Source organism: Rhodoferax sp. P1_F3 (genome assembly GCF_056405715.1).
On sequence record NZ_JBFUBO010000004.1, the window covers coordinates 66,805 to 87,315 of the forward strand.

At 63.8% G+C, this 20,511-nt stretch carries 20 protein-coding genes; 11 read left to right on the top strand and 9 right to left on the bottom strand.

The genetic code is table 11. From position 1 onward, the window contains the following. The first annotated feature begins 3 nt into the window (after positions 1-3). The 8 genes from bluB to AC1DZ5_RS08110 are packed head-to-tail and all read left to right on the top strand — an operon-like array spanning position 4 to position 7,609. Positions 4-729 (top strand): 5,6-dimethylbenzimidazole synthase, encoded by a 726-nt coding sequence (gene bluB / locus AC1DZ5_RS08075; RefSeq protein WP_477887852.1) that lies wholly within the window; start codon positions 4-6, stop codon positions 727-729. Next, positions 726-1,694, top strand: a complete 969-nt coding sequence (gene cbiB, locus AC1DZ5_RS08080) for an adenosylcobinamide-phosphate synthase CbiB (protein WP_477887855.1) — start codon at positions 726-728, stop codon at positions 1,692-1,694. The genes bluB and cbiB overlap by 4 nt, the downstream gene beginning before the upstream one ends. Further along, positions 1,691-2,665 (top strand): aminotransferase class I/II-fold pyridoxal phosphate-dependent enzyme, encoded by a 975-nt coding sequence (locus tag AC1DZ5_RS08085; RefSeq protein ID WP_477887857.1) that lies wholly within the window; start codon positions 1,691-1,693, stop codon positions 2,663-2,665. Before cbiB ends, AC1DZ5_RS08085 begins: the two co-directional genes overlap by 4 nt. 9 nt (positions 2,666-2,674) lie before the next feature. Beyond that, a complete protein-coding gene (locus AC1DZ5_RS08090) occupies positions 2,675-3,478 on the top strand; it encodes an alpha/beta fold hydrolase (RefSeq protein WP_477887859.1) in 804 nt (267 codons plus the stop codon). Continuing rightward, complete coding sequence (locus tag AC1DZ5_RS08095; RefSeq protein ID WP_477887861.1) at positions 3,475-5,058, top strand: cobyric acid synthase; 1,584 nt, start codon at positions 3,475-3,477, stop codon at positions 5,056-5,058. Before AC1DZ5_RS08090 ends, AC1DZ5_RS08095 begins: the two co-directional genes overlap by 4 nt. Before the next feature lie 18 nt (positions 5,059-5,076). After that, entirely contained in the window at positions 5,077-6,168 is a 1,092-nt protein-coding gene (cobT, locus tag AC1DZ5_RS08100) for a nicotinate-nucleotide--dimethylbenzimidazole phosphoribosyltransferase (protein WP_477887863.1), read from the top strand. An 11-nt stretch (positions 6,169-6,179) separates the two neighbouring features. Then, positions 6,180-7,049 carry an adenosylcobinamide-GDP ribazoletransferase gene (locus AC1DZ5_RS08105; protein WP_477887865.1) on the top strand — a complete coding sequence of 290 codons (870 nt, stop codon included), beginning with the start codon at positions 6,180-6,182 and terminating at the stop codon, positions 7,047-7,049. Further along, on the top strand, positions 7,046-7,609 hold the full coding sequence (locus AC1DZ5_RS08110; RefSeq protein WP_477887867.1) for a histidine phosphatase family protein: 564 nt from the start codon (positions 7,046-7,048) through the stop codon (positions 7,607-7,609). The genes AC1DZ5_RS08105 and AC1DZ5_RS08110 overlap by 4 nt, the downstream gene beginning before the upstream one ends. 66 nt (positions 7,610-7,675) lie before the next feature. Here the strand turns inward: AC1DZ5_RS08110 and AC1DZ5_RS08115 are convergent, their stop codons facing one another. Genes AC1DZ5_RS08115 through AC1DZ5_RS08135 form a run of 5 tightly spaced genes read right to left on the bottom strand, consistent with a single transcriptional unit; the run spans position 7,676 to position 11,443 of the window. Next, positions 7,676-7,945, bottom strand: a complete 270-nt coding sequence (locus tag AC1DZ5_RS08115; protein ID WP_477887869.1) for a hypothetical protein — start codon at positions 7,943-7,945, stop codon at positions 7,676-7,678. Between the two features lie 53 nt (positions 7,946-7,998). Beyond that, positions 7,999-9,132, bottom strand: coding sequence for a GGDEF domain-containing protein (locus AC1DZ5_RS08120; RefSeq protein ID WP_477887871.1), 1,134 nt, complete (start codon positions 9,130-9,132; stop codon positions 7,999-8,001). Between the two features lie 25 nt (positions 9,133-9,157). Further along, entirely contained in the window at positions 9,158-9,979 is an 822-nt protein-coding gene (locus AC1DZ5_RS08125; protein WP_477887873.1) for an HDOD domain-containing protein, read from the bottom strand. Positions 9,980-9,995: 16 nt separating this feature from the next. Next, a complete protein-coding gene (gene nth, locus AC1DZ5_RS08130) occupies positions 9,996-10,640 on the bottom strand; it encodes an endonuclease III (RefSeq protein ID WP_477887875.1) in 645 nt (214 codons plus the stop codon). Then, positions 10,637-11,443: an HDOD domain-containing protein gene (locus tag AC1DZ5_RS08135; RefSeq protein ID WP_477887877.1), complete on the bottom strand. Its 807-nt coding sequence runs from the start codon at positions 11,441-11,443 to the stop codon at positions 10,637-10,639. The genes nth and AC1DZ5_RS08135 overlap by 4 nt, the downstream gene beginning before the upstream one ends. 121 nt (positions 11,444-11,564) lie before the next feature. On the opposite strand from AC1DZ5_RS08135, the gene AC1DZ5_RS08140 reads away from it, so the two are divergent. Further along, complete coding sequence (locus AC1DZ5_RS08140; RefSeq protein WP_477887879.1) at positions 11,565-12,752, top strand: aminotransferase-like domain-containing protein; 1,188 nt, start codon at positions 11,565-11,567, stop codon at positions 12,750-12,752. Here the strand turns inward: AC1DZ5_RS08140 and AC1DZ5_RS08145 are convergent, their stop codons facing one another. Further along, positions 12,753-13,352, bottom strand: coding sequence for a response regulator (locus tag AC1DZ5_RS08145; protein WP_477887881.1), 600 nt, complete (start codon positions 13,350-13,352; stop codon positions 12,753-12,755). It abuts the gene before it with no gap. 111 nt (positions 13,353-13,463) lie between these two features. Here AC1DZ5_RS08145 and AC1DZ5_RS08150 point away from each other — a divergent pair, with 111 nt between their 5' ends. Continuing rightward, complete coding sequence (locus AC1DZ5_RS08150; protein ID WP_477887884.1) at positions 13,464-14,111, top strand: DsbA family oxidoreductase; 648 nt, start codon at positions 13,464-13,466, stop codon at positions 14,109-14,111. A gap of 5 nt (positions 14,112-14,116) precedes the next feature. Next, positions 14,117-15,694 carry an alkaline phosphatase D family protein gene (locus tag AC1DZ5_RS08155; RefSeq protein ID WP_477887886.1) on the top strand — a complete coding sequence of 526 codons (1,578 nt, stop codon included), beginning with the start codon at positions 14,117-14,119 and terminating at the stop codon, positions 15,692-15,694. A gap of 20 nt (positions 15,695-15,714) precedes the next feature. On the opposite strand, the gene serB is transcribed toward AC1DZ5_RS08155, so the two are convergent. From serB to mfd, 3 genes are all read right to left on the bottom strand, one after another. Then, positions 15,715-16,434 (bottom strand): phosphoserine phosphatase SerB, encoded by a 720-nt coding sequence (gene serB, locus AC1DZ5_RS08160; protein ID WP_477887888.1) that lies wholly within the window; start codon positions 16,432-16,434, stop codon positions 15,715-15,717. A gap of 29 nt (positions 16,435-16,463) precedes the next feature. Further along, complete coding sequence (locus AC1DZ5_RS08165; RefSeq protein ID WP_477887890.1) at positions 16,464-16,946, bottom strand: hypothetical protein; 483 nt, start codon at positions 16,944-16,946, stop codon at positions 16,464-16,466. A 68-nt stretch (positions 16,947-17,014) separates the two neighbouring features. After that, on the bottom strand, positions 17,015-20,509 hold the full coding sequence (gene mfd / locus AC1DZ5_RS08170; RefSeq protein ID WP_477887892.1) for a transcription-repair coupling factor: 3,495 nt from the start codon (positions 20,507-20,509) through the stop codon (positions 17,015-17,017). Positions 20,510-20,511: the final 2 nt, after the last annotated feature.

Consider the following 20,511-nt stretch of genomic DNA (forward strand, 5'->3'; position numbering starts at 1 on the left):
CCTATGGCGGTAACGCCCACGCCCCCCGAAGCCGCTGCCTCGGGTTTTTCTGAGCCCGAATGCAAGGCGGTGTACCGGGCCATTTTCGAGCGGCGCGATATGCGCCACTTTGCCGGTGGATCCGTCGCGCCCGAGGTGATGCGGCGGCTGCTGACGGCGGCGCACCATGCGCCCAGCGTGGGTTTCATGCAGCCCTGGCGGTTTGTGCGTATTTCAGATGCCAACGTGCGCGCGGATTTGCATGCCTTGGTCGAGCAGGAGCGCGTGAAAACCGCCCAAGCCCTGGGAGAACGCCAAGATGCATTCATGCGCCTGAAGGTGGAGGGCATGCGTGATGCCGCCGAGCTGTGGGCTGTGGCGCTGGCTGACGGCCGGGAGGCCCATGTATTCGGGCGCCGCACCTTGCCGCAGATGGATCTGGCGTCGGCCGCCTGCGCCATCCAAAACCTCTGGCTGGCCGCCCGTGCCGAGGGATTGGGTGTGGGATGGGTGTCCCTGTTTGACCCGTCTGCGGTCGCCGCACTTCTGCACATGCCGGCGGGCGCCGAGCCCATCGCGCTGCTGTGCATCGGACCTGTACACGCCTTTTACGAAGAGCCCATGCTGCAAAAGGAGCGTTGGGCGAAGCGCTGTGCCCTGGATGACCTGCTGTTTGAAAACGCCTGGGGCCAGGCCTTGGGGGCGGAAGCTGGCGCCCCATATGGCACATCCACGGTGCCCACACCATGAGCCTTCTGGCAATCAATGTAGCCATTTGGGTCGCGCTGGCGGTGGACCACTGGTGGGGCGAGCCGCCCGTGCGCCTGCACCCGGTGGTGTGGATGGGCCACTACCTGGGCGCCGTGGGCCGCTGGCTGCAGCGCCACACCCGGCAGCAGCCCGGCGCTGCCGATTACAAGGCATTTTGGCTCGCAGCCCTCGTCTGGTCTGCGGGGGCAGCTATGGTTTCAGGAGCGGCTGCTGCGTTGCAATGGGCAGTGCATGGCTTGCCGTGGTGGGGGCAGGGGCTGTTGCTGGGCCTGTTGCTCAAGCCTTTGCTGGCCTGGGCCATGCTGCAGAGCGAGGTGCGCGCGGTGGAGGCAGCCCTGGGCCAATCGCTGGATGCGGGCCGCGAACGCCTGCGCTGGCTGGTGAGCCGCGATGTGGCCCAGCTCAGCGACACGCAGGTGCGCGAAAGCGCCATCGAGACGCTGGCCGAGAACCTGAACGACTCGGTGGTGGCGCCCATTTTCTGGTTTGTGTTGCTGGGCCTGCCGGGCGCGGCGCTGTACCGCTTTGCCAACACGGCCGACGCCATGTGGGGCTACCCCGGTGTCTACCAGGGCGGCAACTGGCAGTGGGCCGGCAAATGGGCTGCGCGCGTGGATGACGGGCTGAGCTATGTGCCCGCCCGTATCACCGCCGCGCTGTTGCTGCTGGTGGCCGGTGTGCGCGGCGCCGTGCTGGCGCGTCGTCTGCGGGCCGAGGCGCGGCAAACCCCATCGCCCAACAGCGGCTGGCCCATGGCTGCCATGGCACTGAACCTGGGCGTGGCGCTGCGCAAACCTGGCGTTTATGTGCTCAACGCGCAGGGTAGGGCTGCGGGGGCCGTGGATACTGCTTTTGCTCTGGTTTGTGCATCAAAAGCACTTCTAGCCCTCGTCGTTATTGCGCTGGCAGCTATGGTTTTTATAGTGATGGGGGCGGGGCAATGAGCCAGAATCCCCGCATCCATGGTGGGCCCGATGCCTTGGGCGCGCCGCTGTACGACTTTTCCACCAACAGCAACGCCTGTGGTCCGTGTCCGCAGGCGCTGGCCGCGGTGCAGGCGGCGGACGCCACGCGCTACCCCGATGCGGGCTACACCGCCGTGCGCGCCGCACTGGCCGCTTTCCACGGTGTGGAGGCCTGGCGCATCGCACTGGCGGGCAGCGCCAGCGAGTTTATTTTTCGCATCACGGCCTGGGCCGTGCAGCAGGGCGCACGCAGCGTTTGCCTGCCCACGCACGCCTATGGCGACTACGCGCATGCGGCGCAGGCTTGGCACCTGCCCGTGGTGGCCGATGCCAACGCGGCGTCGCTGGTCTGGGCGTGTGAGCCTTCCAGCCCGCTGGGCCAGGCGCACAGCCCGGCGCTGGCCAGTCTGCGTGGCACCGTGGTGCTGGATAGCGCCTACGCGACGCTGCGCCTGGAGGGGCAGCCCAGCCTGGGCGACAGCCAGCGCCAGCAGCTCTGGCAGCTGTTTTCGCCCAACAAGGCGCTGGGGCTGACCGGCGTGCGTGCGGCCTACGCTATCGCGCCACTCGAGGCGCACGCCGCGGTGCAGCAACTGGAAGCGCTGGCGCCTTCGTGGGTGTTGGGCGCGCATGGCGTCGCCCTGTTGATGGCCTGGACGCAGGCCAACACCCAGGCCTGGCTGCTGGCCAGCCTGCAAACACTGGCTACGTGGAAGCAGCGCCAGATCGATTTGCTGCACCACGCCGGTTGGACCTTGCAGGCTAGCGATACGCCATTTTTCTGCGCCCGGCCCCCGATCGGGGTGGACGCCGTGGCCCTGTGCGCCACGCTGCGCGCGCAAGGCGTCAAGCTGCGCGATGCCACTTCGTTTGGGCTACCGGGTTGGGTGCGGCTGGGGGTGTTGTCGCCAGTAGCGCAAGACCATTTGCTCAATATCTTGAACCGCTAGGAGCTGACCATGCCAACCGTCTTTCTTCGCACCAGGGTCTGTGCCGTTGCCGTATGGCTTGTACTGTTGGGGCTGTGCAGCCTCTCGCTGCCCGCCAATGCGCAAGGCAAACCGTGCGCGGTGCTGCTCATGCACGGCAAGTGGGGGCAGCCCAGCAACCTGGCGGGTTTGGGCCGACAGCTGGATGCGGTGTGCGATACCAAATTGCTGGAGATGCCCTGGTCGCGCCGACGCAACTACGACCAGACTTACCCCGTAGCCCTGCAGGAGGTGGCCGCAGAAGTCCGCGCCCTGCGAGGCAAGGGATACACCCGGGTGCTGCTCGCGGGGCATAGCCTTGGCGCCAATAGTGTGCTGGCGTATATGGCAGAGGTGGGCGATGTGGATGGCCTGATTGCGTTGGCGCCGGGCCATTCGCCCGAGTTCATCTACCGGCGCGGCCTCGGCAAGGCGGCTGTGGACCAGGCGCGGGTCTGGGTTGCCGAAGGCAAGGGTGCAGAAACCCTGGACATGGAAGATCTCAACCAGGGAAAGACACGCATGGTGCGCATGCGCGCAGACGTGCTGCTGAGCTACTTTGACCCGCAGGGCCTGGGCTATATGCCGAGCACGGCTGCGCGCTTCAAACACCCGGTGCCCCTGCTGTGGGTGGCAGGCACCCAGGATCCGCTGTCCGCCATGGGGCCCGACTATGCCTACAGCAAGGCACCGGCGCATCCGGCCAGCCAGTATCTGGCGGTGGAGGCCGACCATATGGGCACGCCGGACGTGGCTGCATCCCAGGTGTTGCAGTGGATACGCGCACTTCCATGACCGCCAAATGCATCATGGTGCTGGGCACCACCAGCGGCGCCGGCAAAAGCTGGCTTACTACCGCGTTGTGCCGCTACTACGCGCGCCAGGGGCTGAAAGTAGCCCCGTTCAAAGCGCAGAACATGAGCAATAACGCGAGGGTGGTGGCCTCTGACAACGGTCAGGGTGAAATTGGCTCGGCCCAGTACTTCCAGGCGCTGGCCGCCAATGCCGTGCCCGATGTGCGCATGAACCCGTTGTTGCTGAAACCTGAGCGCGACACGCACAGCCAGGTGGTGCTCATGGGACAGGTGAGTGCGGAACTGAGCGCCATGCCCTGGCGCGGCCGTAGCCTCAAGGTCTGGCCGCAAATTGCGCAGGCGTTGGACGATTTACGTGCAGAGAACGATGTGGTGGTGATCGAGGGCGCGGGCTCTCCGGCTGAAATCAACCTGGCAGCCAGCGATGTGGTGAACATGCGTGTGGCCCAGCATGGCGACGCGGCCTGTTTGCTGGTGACGGACATCGACCGCGGCGGCGCATTCGCCCACCTGTACGGCACCTGGGCGCTGCTGCCCGAAGACCAGCGCCACCTCATCAAAGGCTTTGTGCTCAACAAGTTTCGCGGAGACGCCACGCTGCTGGCACCCGCGCCGCAGATGCTGCAGGACCTGACCGGCATTCCCACCGTGGCCACCTTGCCCATGTGGTGGCAGCACGGCCTGCCGGAAGAAGACGGTGTGTTTGACGACCGCAGTGTGGCCAAGGGCGCGGTGAATCTGACGGTGGCCGTAGTCGCCTATCCGCGTATCAGCAATCTGGACGAGTTCCAGCCACTGAAGAACATTCCTGGCCTGCGTCTGCAGTGGGTGCGCAGTCCGTCGGAGCTGGCGGGGCTCACGCCTGCCGACTGGGTCATCCTGCCGGGCTCCAAGCACACCAGTGGCGACCTGGCCTGGCTGCGCTCCCAAGGGCTGGACGCGGCGATCGCGCGGCATGCGGGGCAGGGCGGTGCGGTGCTGGGCGTGTGCGGCGGGCTGCAGATGCTGGGCGAGGCGTTGATTGATCCGCATGGCATTGATGGCAATGCACCCGGCCTGGGGTTGTTGCCGCTGGTGACGGTGTTTGCTGAGGACAAGACGGTGCGTCATACGCGGACTTCATTTGTCGCGGATTGGCGATCGCACGCCGCTGGGGCCCAGGCCGGGGGCCTCATACTGCCAAACGCGCAGAAATCGGCCCCCGGCCTGGGCCCCAACAGCGTGGGTTCTGGTGCGCTGGTACCCTGGGGCGCATTGGCAGGCGTGTCTGTTGCTGGCTACGAGATCCACCACGGACAGACCGCCCAGCACGCCGCCATGGCCGCCGCCGGCGACCTGGCCCACGCCGTGTTGCCCAACGGGCTGGGTTGGTGCAACGCCAAAGGCAATGTGCTGGGTCTGTACCTGCACGGCCTGTTTGAAGACGCCGCCGTGTTGCAAGCCCTGTTTGGCGTGCAACTGGGTGGCACCGTGCCCACGCTGGAGACCGTGTTTGACGGGCTGGCGGACTACATCGCAGTGCACTTTTCTGAGGGTGTGCTGCAGGATTTGTTGAACTGATTTTTGAAAGCGATTGCCATGACCACTTCTTTACCCACCCTTGCCGACATTTCCAACGCCACGCTCACCGAAGCGCTGCAGGCGACGATCAACAACAAAACCAAGCCCCTGGGTTCCCTGGGCCGTCTGGAAGACGTGGCGCTCAAGATCGGCCAGATCCTGGGTAGCACCGCGCCGGTGCTGGACCAGCCGCAGATGGTGGTGTTTGCGGGTGACCATGGGCTCACGGCGCGCGGCATCTCGGCTTTTCCTAGCGATGTGACCTGGCAGATGGTGGAAAACTTTCTGGCCGGTGGTGCGGCGGTCAGCGTGCTGGCCAAGCAGAACGGCATTGCGCTGACGGTGGTGGACTGTGGCGTGAAGCGCGATTTTCTGGCCGGTTTGCCCGCAGGCAGTACACGCCCCGGTTTGCAGGTGCGCAAGGCCCAAGGCGCGGAACTGGGCACCGCAGATTCGTCAGCCCAGGCCGCCATGACGGCCGCGCAGCGCGACGAAGCGCTGCAACACGGCATGGACCTGGTGAAGGGGTTGCCGGGCAATGCGCTGCTGCTGGGTGAAATGGGTATTGGCAATACCTCGGCCGCGTCGCTGCTGCTGTCGCGTCTGGCGGGCCTGGACATTGCTGTGTGCACCGGTGCTGGCACTGGCTTGGACGCCCCCGCGGTGCAGCGCAAGACCGAGGTGCTGCGTGAGGTGTTGGCGCTGCATGCTAACGCCACCGCGCCGCTGGACGCACTGGCGGCCTTGGGGGGCTTTGAGATTGCGACCATGGTGGGTGCGGTGCTGCAGGCTGCACACGAACGCCGCGTCATCGTGGTGGACGGTTTCATTGCCACCAGTGCGGTGCTGGTGGCGCATGCGCTGCAGCCGCTGGTGTTGCAGCGCTGCGTGTTTGCGCACCGCTCGGGCGAACGTGGCCACGAATTCATGCTGCAGCACCTGGGCGTGCAGGCGCTGCTGGACCTGGGTCTGCGCCTGGGCGAGGGCTCGGGCGCGGCGCTGGCCTGGCCGCTGCTGCAGTCGGCTTGCACCATCTTGCGGGATATGGCGAGTTTTGCCTCGGCCGGTGTGTCCGAAAAAAAGTCGGCCGACCCGGTCACCACGCACTGAGCCAGGGTGCCATGGCCCGCTTCCTGCGCCACTACCTGCTGTCGCTGCAGTTCTTCACGCGCGTGCCGGTGACCGGCCGGCTGGCGGACTGGGTGGGCTTCAGCCCCGCCATGCTGCGCGCCAGTGCGGCGCATTTGCCAGGGGTGGGCTGGCTGGTGGGCGGAGCGGTGGCGTTGGGGACCTGGCTGTTGCTGGTACTGTTGCCCGCCACCCCTTTTGCGCCCTTGGTGGCCGCGGTGCTGGGTACGGTGCTCAGTGTGTTCATCACTGGCGCGTTCCATGAAGACGGCCTGGCCGATGTGGCCGACGGCTTGGGTGGCACGCAGAGCCGGGAGCGTGCGCTGGAGATCATGAAGGACTCGCGCGTAGGCGCGTTTGGCGCCATTGCCGTAGTGCTGGCGTTGCTGGCCAAGGTGAGTCTGCTGGCGCTGCTGGGCTCGCTGCACGGTGCTGTGTTGTGTGTGGCGCTGTTCACGGGCCATGTGGTGTCGCGCTTCTGGCCGCTGCTGACGATTCGCCTGCTGCCGCATGTGGGCGATGCGGCCGCTTCCAAATCCAAACCGTTGGCGGACCAGATCAGCTTGGGCTGCCTGTGGGCGGCAGGTTTTTGGTCTTTTAGTGCTCTAGCCCTCGTGTTTATTGCGCAAGCAGCTATGGTTTTTGTAGTGCCCGGGTTGTATTGGTCCACCGTACTCCTGTGGCTGGCTGCCGGTGTGTTGGCCAGCGGCATGGTGTGGCTGGGTATGCTGCGCTGGTTTGCGCGCCGCCTGCAGGGCTTCACCGGCGACTGCCTGGGCGCCACGCAGCAGGTGTGCGAGCTGGCGTTCTACCTGGGTCTGGCGCTGGCTTGGGGCGGGTTGCCGCGCGGTGGTCTGGCATGACGCTGTGGGTGGTGCGCCATGCACAGCCTCTGATTGCGCCCGGCATTTGCTATGGCGCGCTGGACGTGCCAGCTGACGCGCAAGCCAGCCGACAGGTCGCCGAAAGTCTGGCCACCGTGCTGCCGCAAGGCGCTGTGGTGCATACCTCCGTGCTACAAAGATGTGAGCTGCTTGCGCAATATCTATGCGGGCTACGGCCCGATTTGTTACTCAAACACGAACCACGTTTGGTGGAAATGGACTTCGGAGCTTATGAGGGTGTGGCGTGGACCGACATCCCCAAAGAGGCGATGGACGCCTGGACGGCCAATTTCTGGACGCATCGCTTTGGCGGCAAGGAATCAGTGTCCGAGTTCATGACGCGGATCGCCCTGGTGTGGGATGCCTGCCACAAAACACCATCGTTGGACACTGACCAAGTGTGGGTCACCCATGCCGGCGTGGCGCGGGCCTCCAGCTTGTTGGCCCAGGGCCAGCGCCACATCCTTATGGCGGCGCAGTGGCCGAGTGGTGCACCGGCTTTTGGCGAATGGGTGTGTGTTGGTAAGCCCTTGGGCTGATGTCAGCACCCCGCCGCGGTCGCGGTGGGGACGCTTTGGCCACTAGTTCCTGGCAGGCTGCTCCAGTTAGCATCCGTCGAGGTAATCGGCAACATGTATGCCCAGTGGGTCAGGCCCGCCGTGCCAGACGGTCTGGTCATTTACCTGGGTCACGGAAGGGCTGGGGATGCTGACGTACTTTTGCGCCGGAAGGTAGGTGGTGGGTACGTACCAGTAGGTATTGACGAAGGTTGAGAGGTCTTTGGTCGCCGGTATGCTGCCGCTGGATTGGGCCTGGGCCGTCCCACCGCTACCGCCGCCACAGCTGCTCAGCAGCAGCGCCAATGCGCACTCCATGGACTGGCATTCTCAGGCAGTCGGCCTTTTCGGTCCGTGGGCGGGGCGGTGGCTCATTGCTTGACCACCTGGTTGCGGCCCAGATCTTTGGCGCGGTACATGGCGGCATCGGCCCGCGACATCAGGTGTTGCAGCGACATGTCACTGGGCTGCAAGGTCGCTACGCCCATGCTGACCGTGTAGCGCGGGTGGGCGGGCGAGCTGGCAGTAGCAGCGCGTATGCGCTCGGCCACCACCGCCGCTTCGTCCTGCGAAGTCTCAGGCAACAGCAGCACAAACTCTTCGCCACCCAGGCGGCCCAGTTGGTCCTGGCGGCGCAAGTGGGTGTTGACCCGGACCACAAAATCGATCAGCGCCTTGTCGCCAGCCAAATGGCCGTAGGTGTCGTTGATCTGTTTGAAATGGTCCAGGTCCATGGCGATCAGCGACAGGTCGCGGCCATGGCGGCGGCAGCGGTCCATCTCCAGTTGGGCGGCGGTGTCCCAGGCCCGGCGCATGAGTGCGCCGGTCAGCGAATCTTTGGTGGCCAGGCGCTCAAACTCATCGCGCACGCGCTCACTGGCCAGCAGCACAAAGCCGATCAGCGTGAGCAGGGTGCAGCAGGTCAGCACCGCGCTGATCACGGCGTTGAAGTTGTTGGACACCATGGCGTTGCCTTCGGTGTAGCCCGACAGCGCCCCCGCGCCCTGAACCACCCAGGCGCAGGCCGTGGCCATGAGCGACAGCACCAAAAAGCGCCCTGAAAAATCGAAGCGGTTGTGCTGCACCAGGCGGTGACTGTGCACCACCACCAGCATCACCATGGTGGCGTCAATCACGGCCACACGGGCTTCGTATACCGGTTGCACTTCCACAAAATAGGCCAGTAGCAGCGATGCCAGAGCCACCAGCGCGCCCACGGTTTTTAGGCTGGAGGGCAGGCCCAGAAACTTCTCCGTGCCCAGCAGCCACATCAGGGTGCCGCTTACCAACAGGGTGTTGCCGCCCCACACCGTCGCCATCAGGGGTAATATGCCGCGCAGCGCCACCAGCACAATGCCGACAAAAATCACCAGCGTGCCGCCTGCCCACCAGCCCAGGCCGCGCACGCTGACGGGGTAGTTGCGCCGCAGTGAGAGGAGTACGAAGGCCATGAGCGGCCCCATGAAGGCGGCCATGAACAGAATGGTGCGAATGTCCAGCTTCAAAGAATCACTCTCTTCACGGCGCCGCTCAGGCAAACAAACTGGAAATATCGCTGAAGCCTTCTGGGTCGGGCAACTGCACTACAAGACGCTCCACGGGTAATTTTAGAAAGCCCAGAACGCCAGCCGGCGCCTGGCGCAGCCCGTCTTGTACCGTAGCCAGGCTGCTGGCCTGATCGGCCAGATAGCCCGCTAGGTGCACTACCGCGCACAGGCGCGACACCCGTACCGCGGCTGTGGCGTCGGTACAGTGGCCCAGGGCTTGCACCACGTCGTCGGGAAAATCCCAGCGCATGGCCACCAGGGCAGTGATCTGCCCCTCGTCAAAGCCCAGCACCAGGTGCTCGCGCCGCCAGCGTTCGCCAGCCGGGCAGGGCTGCGTATCCACCAGTGCGATCAACGAAGGGTTGTGCAGCGCAATGACCAGTTCACCCAAGCGCAACATCATGCCGGTGAGCCAGGCCTGGGCCTCGTCCAGCCCGGTCTGGCTGGCCAGCCATTTGGCATAGCCCGCGCACACCATGCTGTAGCGCCAAAACTCCTGGCGGTTGATGGATGGGGGCAGGGCAAAACCCTGCGCCATGCAGATGCCCAGCGCGCGCGCGCGGATCTGCGCCATACCGACCACGGTGACCGCGTTGTCCAGCGAAGTGACCGAACGCGACAGGCCAAACATGGCGCTGTTGGCCATGCGCAGCAGTGTGGTGGTGAGGGCTGGGTCTTTAGCGATGATGTCGCGCACCATGACCACATCGGCGTCATCATCTTCCAGTGTGCGGATCAGGGCGTGCGCAACCTCTGGCATGACGGGCAGTTTGACCGTCTGGATGAAAGAGTTGATGTCCGCCATGGTGGTGGGGAGGGGCTTAGCTTGGGGGTGCGGGAGTCTTGAGTGTAAAGCCGCAGACCGCGGCCACACCACATTGCCAGCATAGCGGTTTGCGCGCTTGGCACACATAGCGGCCATGCAGGATCAACCAGTGGTGGGCGTCCACCAAATAGGCGCTGGGAATGCGCTTGAGCAGCTTGTGCTCCACTTCCAGCGGTGTTTTGCCAGGGGCCAATCCGGTGCGGTTGCCCAGGCGAAACAGGTGCGTGTCCACCGCCATGGTGGGCTCACCAAAGGCCACGTTGAGCACCACATTGGCGGTCTTGCGGCCCACGCCAGGTAAGGCTTCCAGCGCCTCACGCGTGCGCGGCACCTGGCCGCCGTGTAGCTCCACCAGCATCTGGCAGGTTTGCATGAGGTGCTTGGCCTTGCTACGGTATAGGCCTATGGTCTTGATGTGCTGCTCCAAGCCTTCAATGCCCAGATCGAGAATTTTTTGCGGGGTATTGGCCACCACAAACAGCCGCCGCGTGGCCTTGTTGACACCCACGTCGGTCGCCTGGGCAGACAGCAGCACCGCCGCCAACAATTCGAACACCGAACTGAATTCCAGCTCGGTCTGCGGGTGCGGGTTGGCGGCTTTCAGGGTGGCAAAAAAGGTTTCAATCGCAGCAGGCGTCACTGGGTGCTGACATCCAGAAAGGTCGCTTCGTCTGGGAACTTGGTGCGCAGCCAGTCCACATCGAGCATCAGCGCGCTGATGACTTCCGTGGGCAGGATGTCCACGGCCGAGGCGTCGCGGTGGGGTTCTTCGGCCAGCAGACCGGCCAGGTGCACGATGGCACCCAGGCGCGAGAAGGCCTGGTCGGTGATGGGGTCGGCAGAGCGCTGCAACGCCTGCACCATTTGCATAGGAAAGTTCCAGCGGCGGGCCAGTTCGGCGGTGATTTGCCCTTCGGTAAAGCCAATAAGCCGCTGCTCGCGCTGCCAGCGTACACCGGGAATATGGGGCAGCTTTTCGATTTCATGCAGCGTGCCTGGGTCGGCCTGGGCAATCAGCAGCTCGCCCAGGCGCAGCATCATGCCGGTGAGCCAGGCCAGTTGGCCGTCAATGCCCAGGCGCACCGCCAGCCACTGCGCGTAGCCGGCACAGGCCATGCTGGAACGCCAGAACTCGGTGCGATCCAGGTCGGGCAGGGATGGGAAGGATTCGCTCAGGCAAGCGCCCAGTGCCAGGGTGCGCACCTTGGACATGCCCACCATGGTGATGGCGTCGTCAAGCGTGCCCACGCCGCGCGGCAGGCCAAACTGGGCGCTGTTGGCCAGGCGCAGCAGCTTGGCCGAGAGGGCGGGGTCTTTGGCGATCAGATCGCGTATCTGGGGGACTGAGGCGTTGTCGTCATTCAGACTCTGAATGAGCGCATGCGCGACCTCGGACATGGAAGGCAATTTGATGGATTCAAAGAATGAATCGAGGTTGGCCATGGTTTCTCCCAAAAAAGTTGCGACCCAATCGGTGACAATTTAACCCAAAGCCATGCGCACACGCTGCAATCTGCGCGGCATGGCTGACTATTTTTTTCCTTCGTTTGCCGAAAGAGAGCCCATGCAATTTGCCGATCGCCTGAACAATGTAGAAACTTCCGCCATCCGTGAGCTGTTCAAACTGCTGGGCAAGCCCGGCATCATCAGTTTTGCGGGTGGTTTTCCCGACCCCGCACTGTTTGATGTGGAAGGCATCCGCGAGTCCACCGATGCAGTGTTGAAGAACAGCCCCGGCCCGGTGCTGCAGTACGGCGCCACCGAAGGCTACCAGCCGCTGCGCGAAGGCATCAGCACCCACATGGCCAGCAAGGGTGCCACGGTGGCGCCCGAAGGCCTGATCGTCACGACCGGCAGCCAGCAGGCGCTGGACCTGATTGGCAAGACCATGATCTCGCCCGGCGACAAGGTCATCATGGAGGCGCCCACCTTTCTGGCCACCATCCAATGCTTCCGCCTCTATGGCGCCCACGTCATCGGCGCGCCCATCGACGCCAACGGTGTAGACGTGGACAAGCTCGAAGCGCTGATTGAAGAGCACAAACCCAAGCTGGTCTACCTCATCCCCACCTTTGGCAACCCCAGCGGAGCCATGCTGAGCCTGGAGCGGCGCAAGCGCATTCTGGAGATTGCGGTGCGCACCCAAACCCTGGTGGTAGAAGACGACCCTTATGGCGAGTTGTTTTTTGACCAAGTCCCGCCACCCAGCCTGCTGGCGCTGAGCGACAACGTGCCCGGCAGCCGCGACTGGCTGGCGCACTGCGGCAGTTTCAGCAAGGTGCTGAGCCCCGGCCTGCGTGTGGGCTGGCTGATTGCGCCACCGGCTCTGCTGGGCCGCGCCACCATGTGCAAGCAGTTCAGCGATGCCCACACCAGCAACCTGACCCAGGCCACCGCCGCCCACTACCTGACGCTGAACCGTCTGCCCACGGCCCTGAAAGCCGTGCGCTCCACCTACGCCGAACGGGCCCGCGTGATGGCCGAATGCCTGCAACGTGAACTGGGCGATGCGATTGCGTTTGAGCAGCCCAAGGGCGGCATGTTCTTCTGGGCGCGCCTCACGGGTGCGAATGGCAAAGAAAGCAATGCCAGCGACTTTGCCAAGCGTGCGATCGACAAGCTGGTGGCCTTTGTGCCCGGCGCGCCGTTCTACGCGCACGACCCTGACTTGAGTACCCTGCGCCTGAGCTTTGCCACGGCCGATGTGGCGAAGATCGAAGAAGGCATTGGCCGCCTGGGCCAGGCGCTGTAACTAGGCGCGCTGCAGCTTGTAGGCCTCTACCATGCCGGGGGTGCCGCGCAGCTGGACAACCAATTCCCCGCGGCGAAAGATTACGTGCTTGACCGTGTCCTGGCGCCCCTGGTAGATCACGGTGTCACCGTCCTTGAACTTGGGCATGACCGGCATCAACTGCCGAGCGGCCTGGGCGCTCGTGGGGTGCAGCAGGCGGGCGATGGGCGGATGCGTTTCTGCCAATTTCTCCATGGCCTTAGCCATGGCGCCTTTGATTTCGGAGGCGGTGAACGGCTTGCGCAGGTGAAACAACGCCTGGGCCTTTTGGGCCTGCTGGACCAGGGTGGCATCCATGTGGGCACTCATCAGCCCGAACTGGCAGCGGGGGTTGTATTGTCGCAATTGCGCGTGCAAGGCCAAGCCTGTCAGCGCTTCCCTTGAAAAGCAGTCGCTTAGCAAAACATGGGGTTGGTGCACGGCCGCGACTTCCAGCGCAACCTGTGGGGTGCTGACGGTCTTGATCCATGCGGGCTCAAAACCGTAGCTCTCCAGGAGCTGGCGCAAAAATGTTTGCACCGCAGGGCTGGCATCTGCCACCAAAAAATGGATCGCTGACATGGAAACGAAACGTTCTCAAAGGGGCGGAAACCCCGCCATCTGCAGTAATGGATAACCCTAAGCATAATGGCGCAGCGGCGGTTCGTGATCGCTTAAAACAAGGAATTTTTTATGTCGAAGACTCTAAAAATCGACTTCGTGTCGGATGTATCGTGCCCCTGGTGCGCCATTGGCCTGCAAAGCCTGGAAACCGCGCTGGGCCGGCTGGATGGCGATGTCCAGGCCGACATCCATTTTCAGCCGTTTGAGCTGAACCCCAAGATGGTGTCTGAGGGCGAAGACATCACGGAACACCTGCACAAGAAGTATGGATCCACCCCCGAACAGGCCGCGGCGGCGCGCGAGAATATCCGTCAGCGCGGCGAAGCCCTGGGCTTCACCTTCAACATGGACAAGCGTGGCCGCATTTACAACACCTTCGATGCGCACCGTCTGCTGCACTGGGCTGAGACGTCGGGCCAGCAACTCTCGCTCAAGAAGGCGCTGTTTGCCGCTTATTTCACCAACGGCGAAGATCCCAGCAACCACGAGGTGCTGTTGCGTGCAGTGCAGTCTGCGGGCCTGGATGTGGACGATGCCCAGCGCGTGCTGGCATCGGGCGACTACGCCCATGAGGTGCGCGAGCAAGAGCAGTTTTACCTGGACCAGGGTATCCATTCGGTGCCCGCTGTGGTGGTCAATGACCAGCATCTGATTTCCGGTGGCCAGCCGCCCGAAGTGTTCGAGCAGGCCCTGCGCCAAATCGCGGCCATGGGCTGATACTTATGGCGGTGGACCGTCGCCAACTGCTGGCGCTGGCTGTTGGCAGTGCCCAGGGGCTATGGCTGCCACGCAGGGCCTGGAGCCAGACCCGTTTAGACAGCGATCCTTTTGCATTGGGTGTGGCCAGCGGTTCGCCTACACATGATTCCGTCGTCTTGTGGACCCGGCTGGTACAGGGCGGTCTACAGGCCGTGGCGCGCTGGGGTGCAGAGCCCGTCACCGTGCGATGGGAAGTGGCGCATGACGCACAGTTTCGACGCCCCGTGCAATCCGGCCAAGCGCAGGCGCTGCCGTCGCTCGCCCATTCGGTGCATGTGGAGGTGCAGGGCCTGGAGTCTGACCGCTGGTACCACTACCGCTTCATGCTTGGAGGCGCGATCAGCACCGTGGGGCGCACCCGCACATTCCCCGCGCCAGACGCGGCCGCCAAGCGGCTGCGCCTGGGCTATGCGTCCTGCCAGCACTGGGAACACGGCTACTACAGCGCCTACCGCCATATGCTGGGCGAGCAGCTTGATGCGCTCATGTTTTTGGGCGACTACATCTACGAATATGCGGGTAGCAGCAAGGCGGTGCGCAGCGTGTCAGGCGGCACCGCCGTTAGCCTGGATGATTACCGCGCGCGCTACGCCCTCTACAAAAGCGACCCCGACCTGCAAGGCATGCATGCGGCCTGCCCTTGGCTGCTGACCTGGGATGACCATGAGGTGCAAAACGACTACGCGGGCATCACGCCGGGCAACCGTGGCCCGGAGGGCATCGACTTTGCCGCGCGCCGTGCTGGCGCCTACCAGGCCTACTACGAGCACATGCCGCTGCGGGCCGGAGCATTGGGTCGGGCACTGAATGGTGTCTGGGGACAGGACCGCGAGCTGCGCCTCTACGACAGCGTGCCTTTTGGGCGCTTGGCGACCCTGCACTTGCTGGACGATCGCCAGTACCGCGACCCGCAGGCCTGCACCAAGGGTGGTGGGCCAGGTTCCAGCACCGTGAACCCGGCCCACTGTGCGGCGCTGGCAGACCCGCGTCGCACGTTACTGGGCGCCGCGCAGGAGCGCTGGCTCGACCAGTCGTTGGCCATGGGTGGTGGGCAATGGACCGTATTGGGCCAACAAACGGTGTTTGGCCAGCGCGACTTCAAGCCAGGTGATGGGATCAGTGTGTCCAACGACGGTTGGGACGGCTACGGCACCGCCCGCACGCGTGTGACCGATGCGCTGCAGCGCCATCAGGTCAGCAACCCTGTGTTTCTGGGCGGTGACGTGCATTCCAATTGGGTGGGCCATGTGAAAGCCGACTACGCGCGCCGCGACAGTGCGGTCGTGGGTGTGGAATTTTGCGGCACCAGTATCACTTCACGCGGTGGCACCAACGAAGGCATGGCAGACACCCTGGAGGACAACCCGCACTTTGTATTTGCCGACCGTGAGCGGCGTGGCTACGGTGTGGCGGAGTTCACACCCAAGCAGCTTAGTGTGACGCTGCGCGTGGTGGACGACGTGACACGGGCAGACTCCGACGTGCAGACGTTGGCAGCGTTCACGGTGGAGCAGGGACGGGCGGTGGTGCACAAGGCCTGAGCGGCCGGGGTAGTGCGGCTTTACGTCAGCACTTCAAGCAGGCGATCCAGACCGCCACTGTTGATGGCGACCTGGGCCTGCGCACGCACCGCGGGTTTTGCGTGGTAGGCCACTGACAGGCCCGCGGAGCCCATCATGGGCAGGTCGTTGGCGCCATCACCCATGGCAATGCACTGAGCCTGTTCTATGCCCAAGAGCGAGGCTACTTCCAGCAGGGTGCGGCGTTTTTCAGCGCCGTCGCAGATGTCTCCCCAGCTTTGCTGCACTAGCCCGCCGGTCAGCACCCCGCAATGGGGGCCGGAGGCGATTTCGAGCACATTGGAGCGGGTGTAGTCGATGCCCAGCAGCTCCCGCACATGCTCGGCAAAGTAGGTGAAGCCGCCGCTGACCAGCAACACCTTGAGCCCGGCCTGCTTGCACGCCGTTACCAGCTCGGCGGCGCCGGGGTTCAGCCGTAAGCGTTCGCGCTTAACAGCTTCCAGGTCGGCCACGGTCACACCCTTGAGCAGTGCTACCCGGCGGCGCAGGCTGTCCTTGAAGTCGGTGATCTCTCCGCGCATGGCCGCTTCGGTGATAGCCGCTACCTCAGCCTTGCGTCCCACGGCGTCGGCAATCTCGTCGACACACTCGATGTTGATGAGCGTGGAGTCCATGTCGAAGGCGATGAGCTTGTAGTCGGCAAGCTTCAGGGCGGCGGGCAGATGCTGGACGACGAGGCCGGGGGCAATTTCTTGGGACATAGATGGGGGCGAGGGTGCGGGCGCAGGGCTTAGTTCAGCGCGTTGCCCTTGACCAATTCTTTGTGTTTGGTGTTGATGGTGACGACTGCCTTGTCCCCATGGTTCCAACTGTTCAGGAGTATTTCACTGGTTTTGGTGTAACGGTGGCCAATGCGAATGGAGTAAGACTTGAACATCCAGCTGAACAGGGACTGGGTAAACGTTGCCTCGTCCAGGTCACGCCATTTCACACCGATCACCCCCTTGCTCCAGGGAAAGATGCCGCGGAATACCCAGACACCGTCGTCATTCATGTACAGGTGGTAGCTTTTGATCGAGAAAAACCGGAGGAGGATGAGAGGCAGCGCCAGTGCGAAAATCAGCAGACCGCCGAAGATATTGGCGTACCCAAAGATGGCCACCAGCACCATCAGAATAAGGGCGAGAATCGCCGTTCCTATGTAGGCCGTCCATGACTTGCCACCCAGGCTGTGCACATTGCTGGCTGCGATGCTTGCGTTCTCTTGATCCATAGGCTCCCCAATGAAAGTTGTGTCGAAAATGTAGCCGGAAAAAAGCGGTTTCGGAGATCGGCAGCGCGTCAGGAGGCGGATTTCACAGCGGGCGCCGCTTCCACCACAGGTTGTCCTAGGCTACGCAGAATGTCACGCACCATCTGCGCCCGGTCCTTCACCTCTAGCAGCTCGCGCTCAATGCGCAGCTTCTCATTGCCCGCCAGCTTGATGTGTTTGTTCTTCTGGATCAGGCTGATGATCTTCATCGGGTCGATCGGCGGGTCCTTTTTGAAGGTGATGGTGATCACGCCAGGCGCCGCGTCCACCTTGACCACGCCGTAGGGCTTCGCAATCACGCGCAAGCGGTGCACGTCGATGAGGGTTTGCGCCTGGGCCGGCAGCTTGCCGAAGCGGTCCACAATTTCTTCGAGCAACGCGTCCACCTGGTCCGTGTTCTTGGCCGTGGCCAGCTTTTTGTAGAACGAGAGGCGCAGGTGCACGTCGCCACAGTAGTCATCCGGCAGCAGCGCGGGGGCGTGCAGGTTGATCTCGGTGGTGACGTTGAGCGGGCTCAACAGGTCGGGCTCGATACCGGCCTTGAGGCAGCGCACGGCCTCGCTCAGCATCTCGTTGTAGAGCTGGAAGCCGACTTCCAGCATGTTGCCGCTCTGGTTTTCGCCCAGCACCTCGCCGGCACCGCGGATTTCTAGGTCATGCATGGCCAGGTAAAAGCCGCTGCCCAATTCCTCCATCTGCTGGATCGCGTCCAGCCGCTGCTGGGCCTGCTTGGTCAGGCCTTCAATGTCGGGCACCATGAGGTAGGCGTAGGCTTGGTGGTGGCTGCGGCCCACGCGGCCGCGCAGCTGGTGCAGTTGGGCCAGGCCGAACTTGTCGGCGCGGCTCATGACGATGGTGTTGGCCGTGGGCACGTCAATACCGGTTTCAATAATCGTGGAGCAGAGCAACAAGTTGTAGCGCTGGGCGATGAAGTCGCGCATCACGGCTTCGAGCTGACGCTCGGGCATCTGGCCGTGGGCCACGGCAATGCGGGCTTCGGGCAGCAGCTCTTCGAGCTTCTGGCGTCGGTTCTCGATGGTCTCCACCTCGTTGTGCAAAAAGTAGACCTGGCCGCCACGCTTGAGTTCGCGCAACACTGCCTCGCGGATCACGCCATTGCCCTCGGAGCGCACAAAGGTTTTGATGGCCAGGCGACGCTGTGGGGCAGTGGCAATCACGCTCAGGTCGCGCAGGCCTTCCAGCGCCATGCCCAGCGTGCGGGGGATAGGGGTAGCAGTCAGGGTCAGTACATCCACCTCGGCGCGCAGCGCTTTCATCTGCTCCTTGTGGCGTACGCCAAAGCGGTGTTCCTCGTCGATGATGAGCAGGCCCAGGTTGGCGAACTTGGTGTCCTGGCTCAGCAGCTTGTGCGTGCCCACCACAATGTCCACCGTGCCGTCGGCCACACCCTTGAGTGCGGCGGTGATTTCTTTGCCACTGCGGAAGCGGCTCATCTCGGCAATCTTGACCGGCCATTTGCCGAAGCGGTCCACCAGCGTCTGGTAGTGCTGCTCCGCCAAGAGCGTGGTGGGCGCCAAAAACGCCACCTGCTTGCCACCGGTCACCGCCACAAAGGCCGCGCGCAAGGCGACTTCGGTCTTGCCAAAACCCACGTCGCCGCAGACCAGCCGGTCCATGGGGCGGGGGCTGATCATGTCCTGGATGACGCAGTGGATGGCGGCCTTCTGGTCCGCGGTTTCCTCAAAGCCAAAGTCGTTGGCAAAGGTTTCGTAGTCACCCGGGCTGTAGCGGAAGGCATGGCCTTCGCGCGCAGCGCGGCGGGCATAGATGTTGAGCAGCTCGGCCGCACTGTCGCGCACCTGTTCGGCGGCCTTGCGTTTGGCTTTTTCCCACTGGCCACTGCCCAGGCGGTGCAACGGCGCCTCGTCGGCGCTGACGCCGGTGTAGCGGCTGATGAGTTGCAGCTGGCTTACCGGCACATAGAGCGTAGCCTTGTCGGCGTACTCCAGGTGCAAAAACTCCTGCAGCTCGGGCTCGCCCGCAGCGTTTTTGTTGCCCATGTCCATATTGATCAGGCCGCGGTAGCGCCCAATGCCGTGCGAGCTGTGCACCACCGGGTCGCCCACATTGAGCTCGGAGAGGTCCTTGATCAGCGCTTCCACATCGCTGACCTGCTCCTGCTTTTTGCGACGGCGCGTGGTGGGGCCGGAGGCAAACAACTCGGTCTCGGTGACCAGGTCAATGCCATATTCCAGCCAGCTAAAGCCCACGGTCAGCCCGGCGGTGGCAATGCCAAATTTCTCGTCACTGGTCAGAAACTCTTGCAACGAATCGAACGCAGGCGGCGAGATGCCGCTGGCGCGTAAGAAGTCCAGCAGGCTTTCGCGCCGACCATCGCTCTCGGCCAGCACCAGGATACGGTGTTGCGTGTTGCGCGCGTGGGTCTTCAGGCGTGCCAGCGGGTCTTCGGTGCCGCGCTCGACTGACAAGGCCGGCAACCCCGCAAACTCCACAAACGCGTCGCCTTCACCGGGCGCGCGAATTGCCAGCTGGGCATGCGCGTTGGCACGGGCATAAAACTGCTCGGTGCCTAAAAACAGTGCTTCGGGTGGTAGGGCGGGGCGGTCAGGGTCGCCCTGCACCAGCCGGTAGCGGTCCTTGGTGTCTTGCCAAAAGCGCTGGAAGGCCGGTTCCAGGTCGCCGTGCAGCACCACGGTGGCGTCTGCGCCCACGTAGTCAAACACGGTGGCCGTCTCTTCAAAGAACAAGGGCAGGTAGTACTCGATGCCGGCGGTGGCCACGCCATTGCCAATGTCTTTGTAGATGCGGCTCTTGGTTGGGTCGCCGTCCAGCAGTTCGCGCCAGCGGCTGCGAAACTTGGTGCGTGCCTCGTCGTCCATGGGGAACTCGCGCCCGGGCAGCAGGCGCACTTCGGGTACAGGGTACAGGCTGCGCTGGCTGTCGGGGTCAAACGTGCGAATGCTGTCGATTTCGTCGTCAAACAGGTCCACTCGGTAGGGCACGGCGCTGCCCATAGGGAATAGGTCAATCAGCCCGCCGCGCACCGCGTATTCACCCGGGCTCACCACCTGCGTTACATGGCTGTAGCCGGCCAGCGTGAGCTGGGCCTTGAGGCGGGCCTCGTCCAGCTTTTGCTTGACCTTGAACTCGAAGGTGTAGCCGGCCAGAAAGCTGGGCGGTGCCAAGCGGTACAGCGCTGTGGTGGCGGGCACGATGACTACGTCGGCGCCGGTTTCCTTGTCGCGCTGGCTGATGCGCCACAGGGTGGCCAGTCGCTCGCTAATCAGGTCCTGGTGCGGTGAAAACGTGTCGTAGGGCAGGGTTTCCCAGTCGGGGAACAGCGCGCAGCGCAGCGTGGGCGCAAAAAAAGCAATTTCTTCCAGTAGGCGCTGGGCGTCACTGGCGTTGGCAGTCACCACGGTCATGGGCCGGCCGGCGGCTTTTTCACGTTCGCCCAAGCGGGCCAAGAGCAGGGCGTCGGCAGAGCCAGCAGGGCGGGGCAAGGTGAAGCGCTTGCCCGAGGTCAGTTTAGGTAAATCCATGG

Excerpts from the sequence above, each read along its gene's own strand:
- bluB (WP_477887852.1), top strand. The coding sequence starts at position 4 with ATGGCGGTAACGCCCACGCCCCCCGAAGCCGCTGCCTCGGGTTTTTCT.
- cbiB (WP_477887855.1), top strand. The coding sequence starts at position 726 with ATGAGCCTTCTGGCAATCAATGTAGCCATTTGGGTCGCGCTGGCGGTG.
- AC1DZ5_RS08085 (WP_477887857.1), top strand. The coding sequence starts at position 1,691 with ATGAGCCAGAATCCCCGCATCCATGGTGGGCCCGATGCCTTGGGCGCG.
- AC1DZ5_RS08090 (WP_477887859.1), top strand. The coding sequence starts at position 2,675 with ATGCCAACCGTCTTTCTTCGCACCAGGGTCTGTGCCGTTGCCGTATGG.
- AC1DZ5_RS08095 (WP_477887861.1), top strand. The coding sequence starts at position 3,475 with ATGACCGCCAAATGCATCATGGTGCTGGGCACCACCAGCGGCGCCGGC.
- cobT (WP_477887863.1), top strand. The coding sequence starts at position 5,077 with ATGACCACTTCTTTACCCACCCTTGCCGACATTTCCAACGCCACGCTC.
- AC1DZ5_RS08105 (WP_477887865.1), top strand. The coding sequence starts at position 6,180 with ATGGCCCGCTTCCTGCGCCACTACCTGCTGTCGCTGCAGTTCTTCACG.
- AC1DZ5_RS08110 (WP_477887867.1), top strand. The coding sequence starts at position 7,046 with ATGACGCTGTGGGTGGTGCGCCATGCACAGCCTCTGATTGCGCCCGGC.
- AC1DZ5_RS08115 (WP_477887869.1), bottom strand. The coding sequence starts at position 7,945 with ATGGAGTGCGCATTGGCGCTGCTGCTGAGCAGCTGTGGCGGCGGTAGC.
- AC1DZ5_RS08125 (WP_477887873.1), bottom strand. The coding sequence starts at position 9,979 with ATGGCGGACATCAACTCTTTCATCCAGACGGTCAAACTGCCCGTCATG.
- AC1DZ5_RS08135 (WP_477887877.1), bottom strand. The coding sequence starts at position 11,443 with ATGGCCAACCTCGATTCATTCTTTGAATCCATCAAATTGCCTTCCATG.
- AC1DZ5_RS08140 (WP_477887879.1), top strand. The coding sequence starts at position 11,565 with ATGCAATTTGCCGATCGCCTGAACAATGTAGAAACTTCCGCCATCCGT.
- AC1DZ5_RS08145 (WP_477887881.1), bottom strand. The coding sequence starts at position 13,352 with ATGTCAGCGATCCATTTTTTGGTGGCAGATGCCAGCCCTGCGGTGCAA.
- AC1DZ5_RS08150 (WP_477887884.1), top strand. The coding sequence starts at position 13,464 with ATGTCGAAGACTCTAAAAATCGACTTCGTGTCGGATGTATCGTGCCCC.
- AC1DZ5_RS08155 (WP_477887886.1), top strand. The coding sequence starts at position 14,117 with ATGGCGGTGGACCGTCGCCAACTGCTGGCGCTGGCTGTTGGCAGTGCC.
- serB (WP_477887888.1), bottom strand. The coding sequence starts at position 16,434 with ATGTCCCAAGAAATTGCCCCCGGCCTCGTCGTCCAGCATCTGCCCGCC.
- AC1DZ5_RS08165 (WP_477887890.1), bottom strand. The coding sequence starts at position 16,946 with ATGGATCAAGAGAACGCAAGCATCGCAGCCAGCAATGTGCACAGCCTG.
- mfd (WP_477887892.1), bottom strand. The coding sequence starts at position 20,509 with ATGGATTTACCTAAACTGACCTCGGGCAAGCGCTTCACCTTGCCCCGC.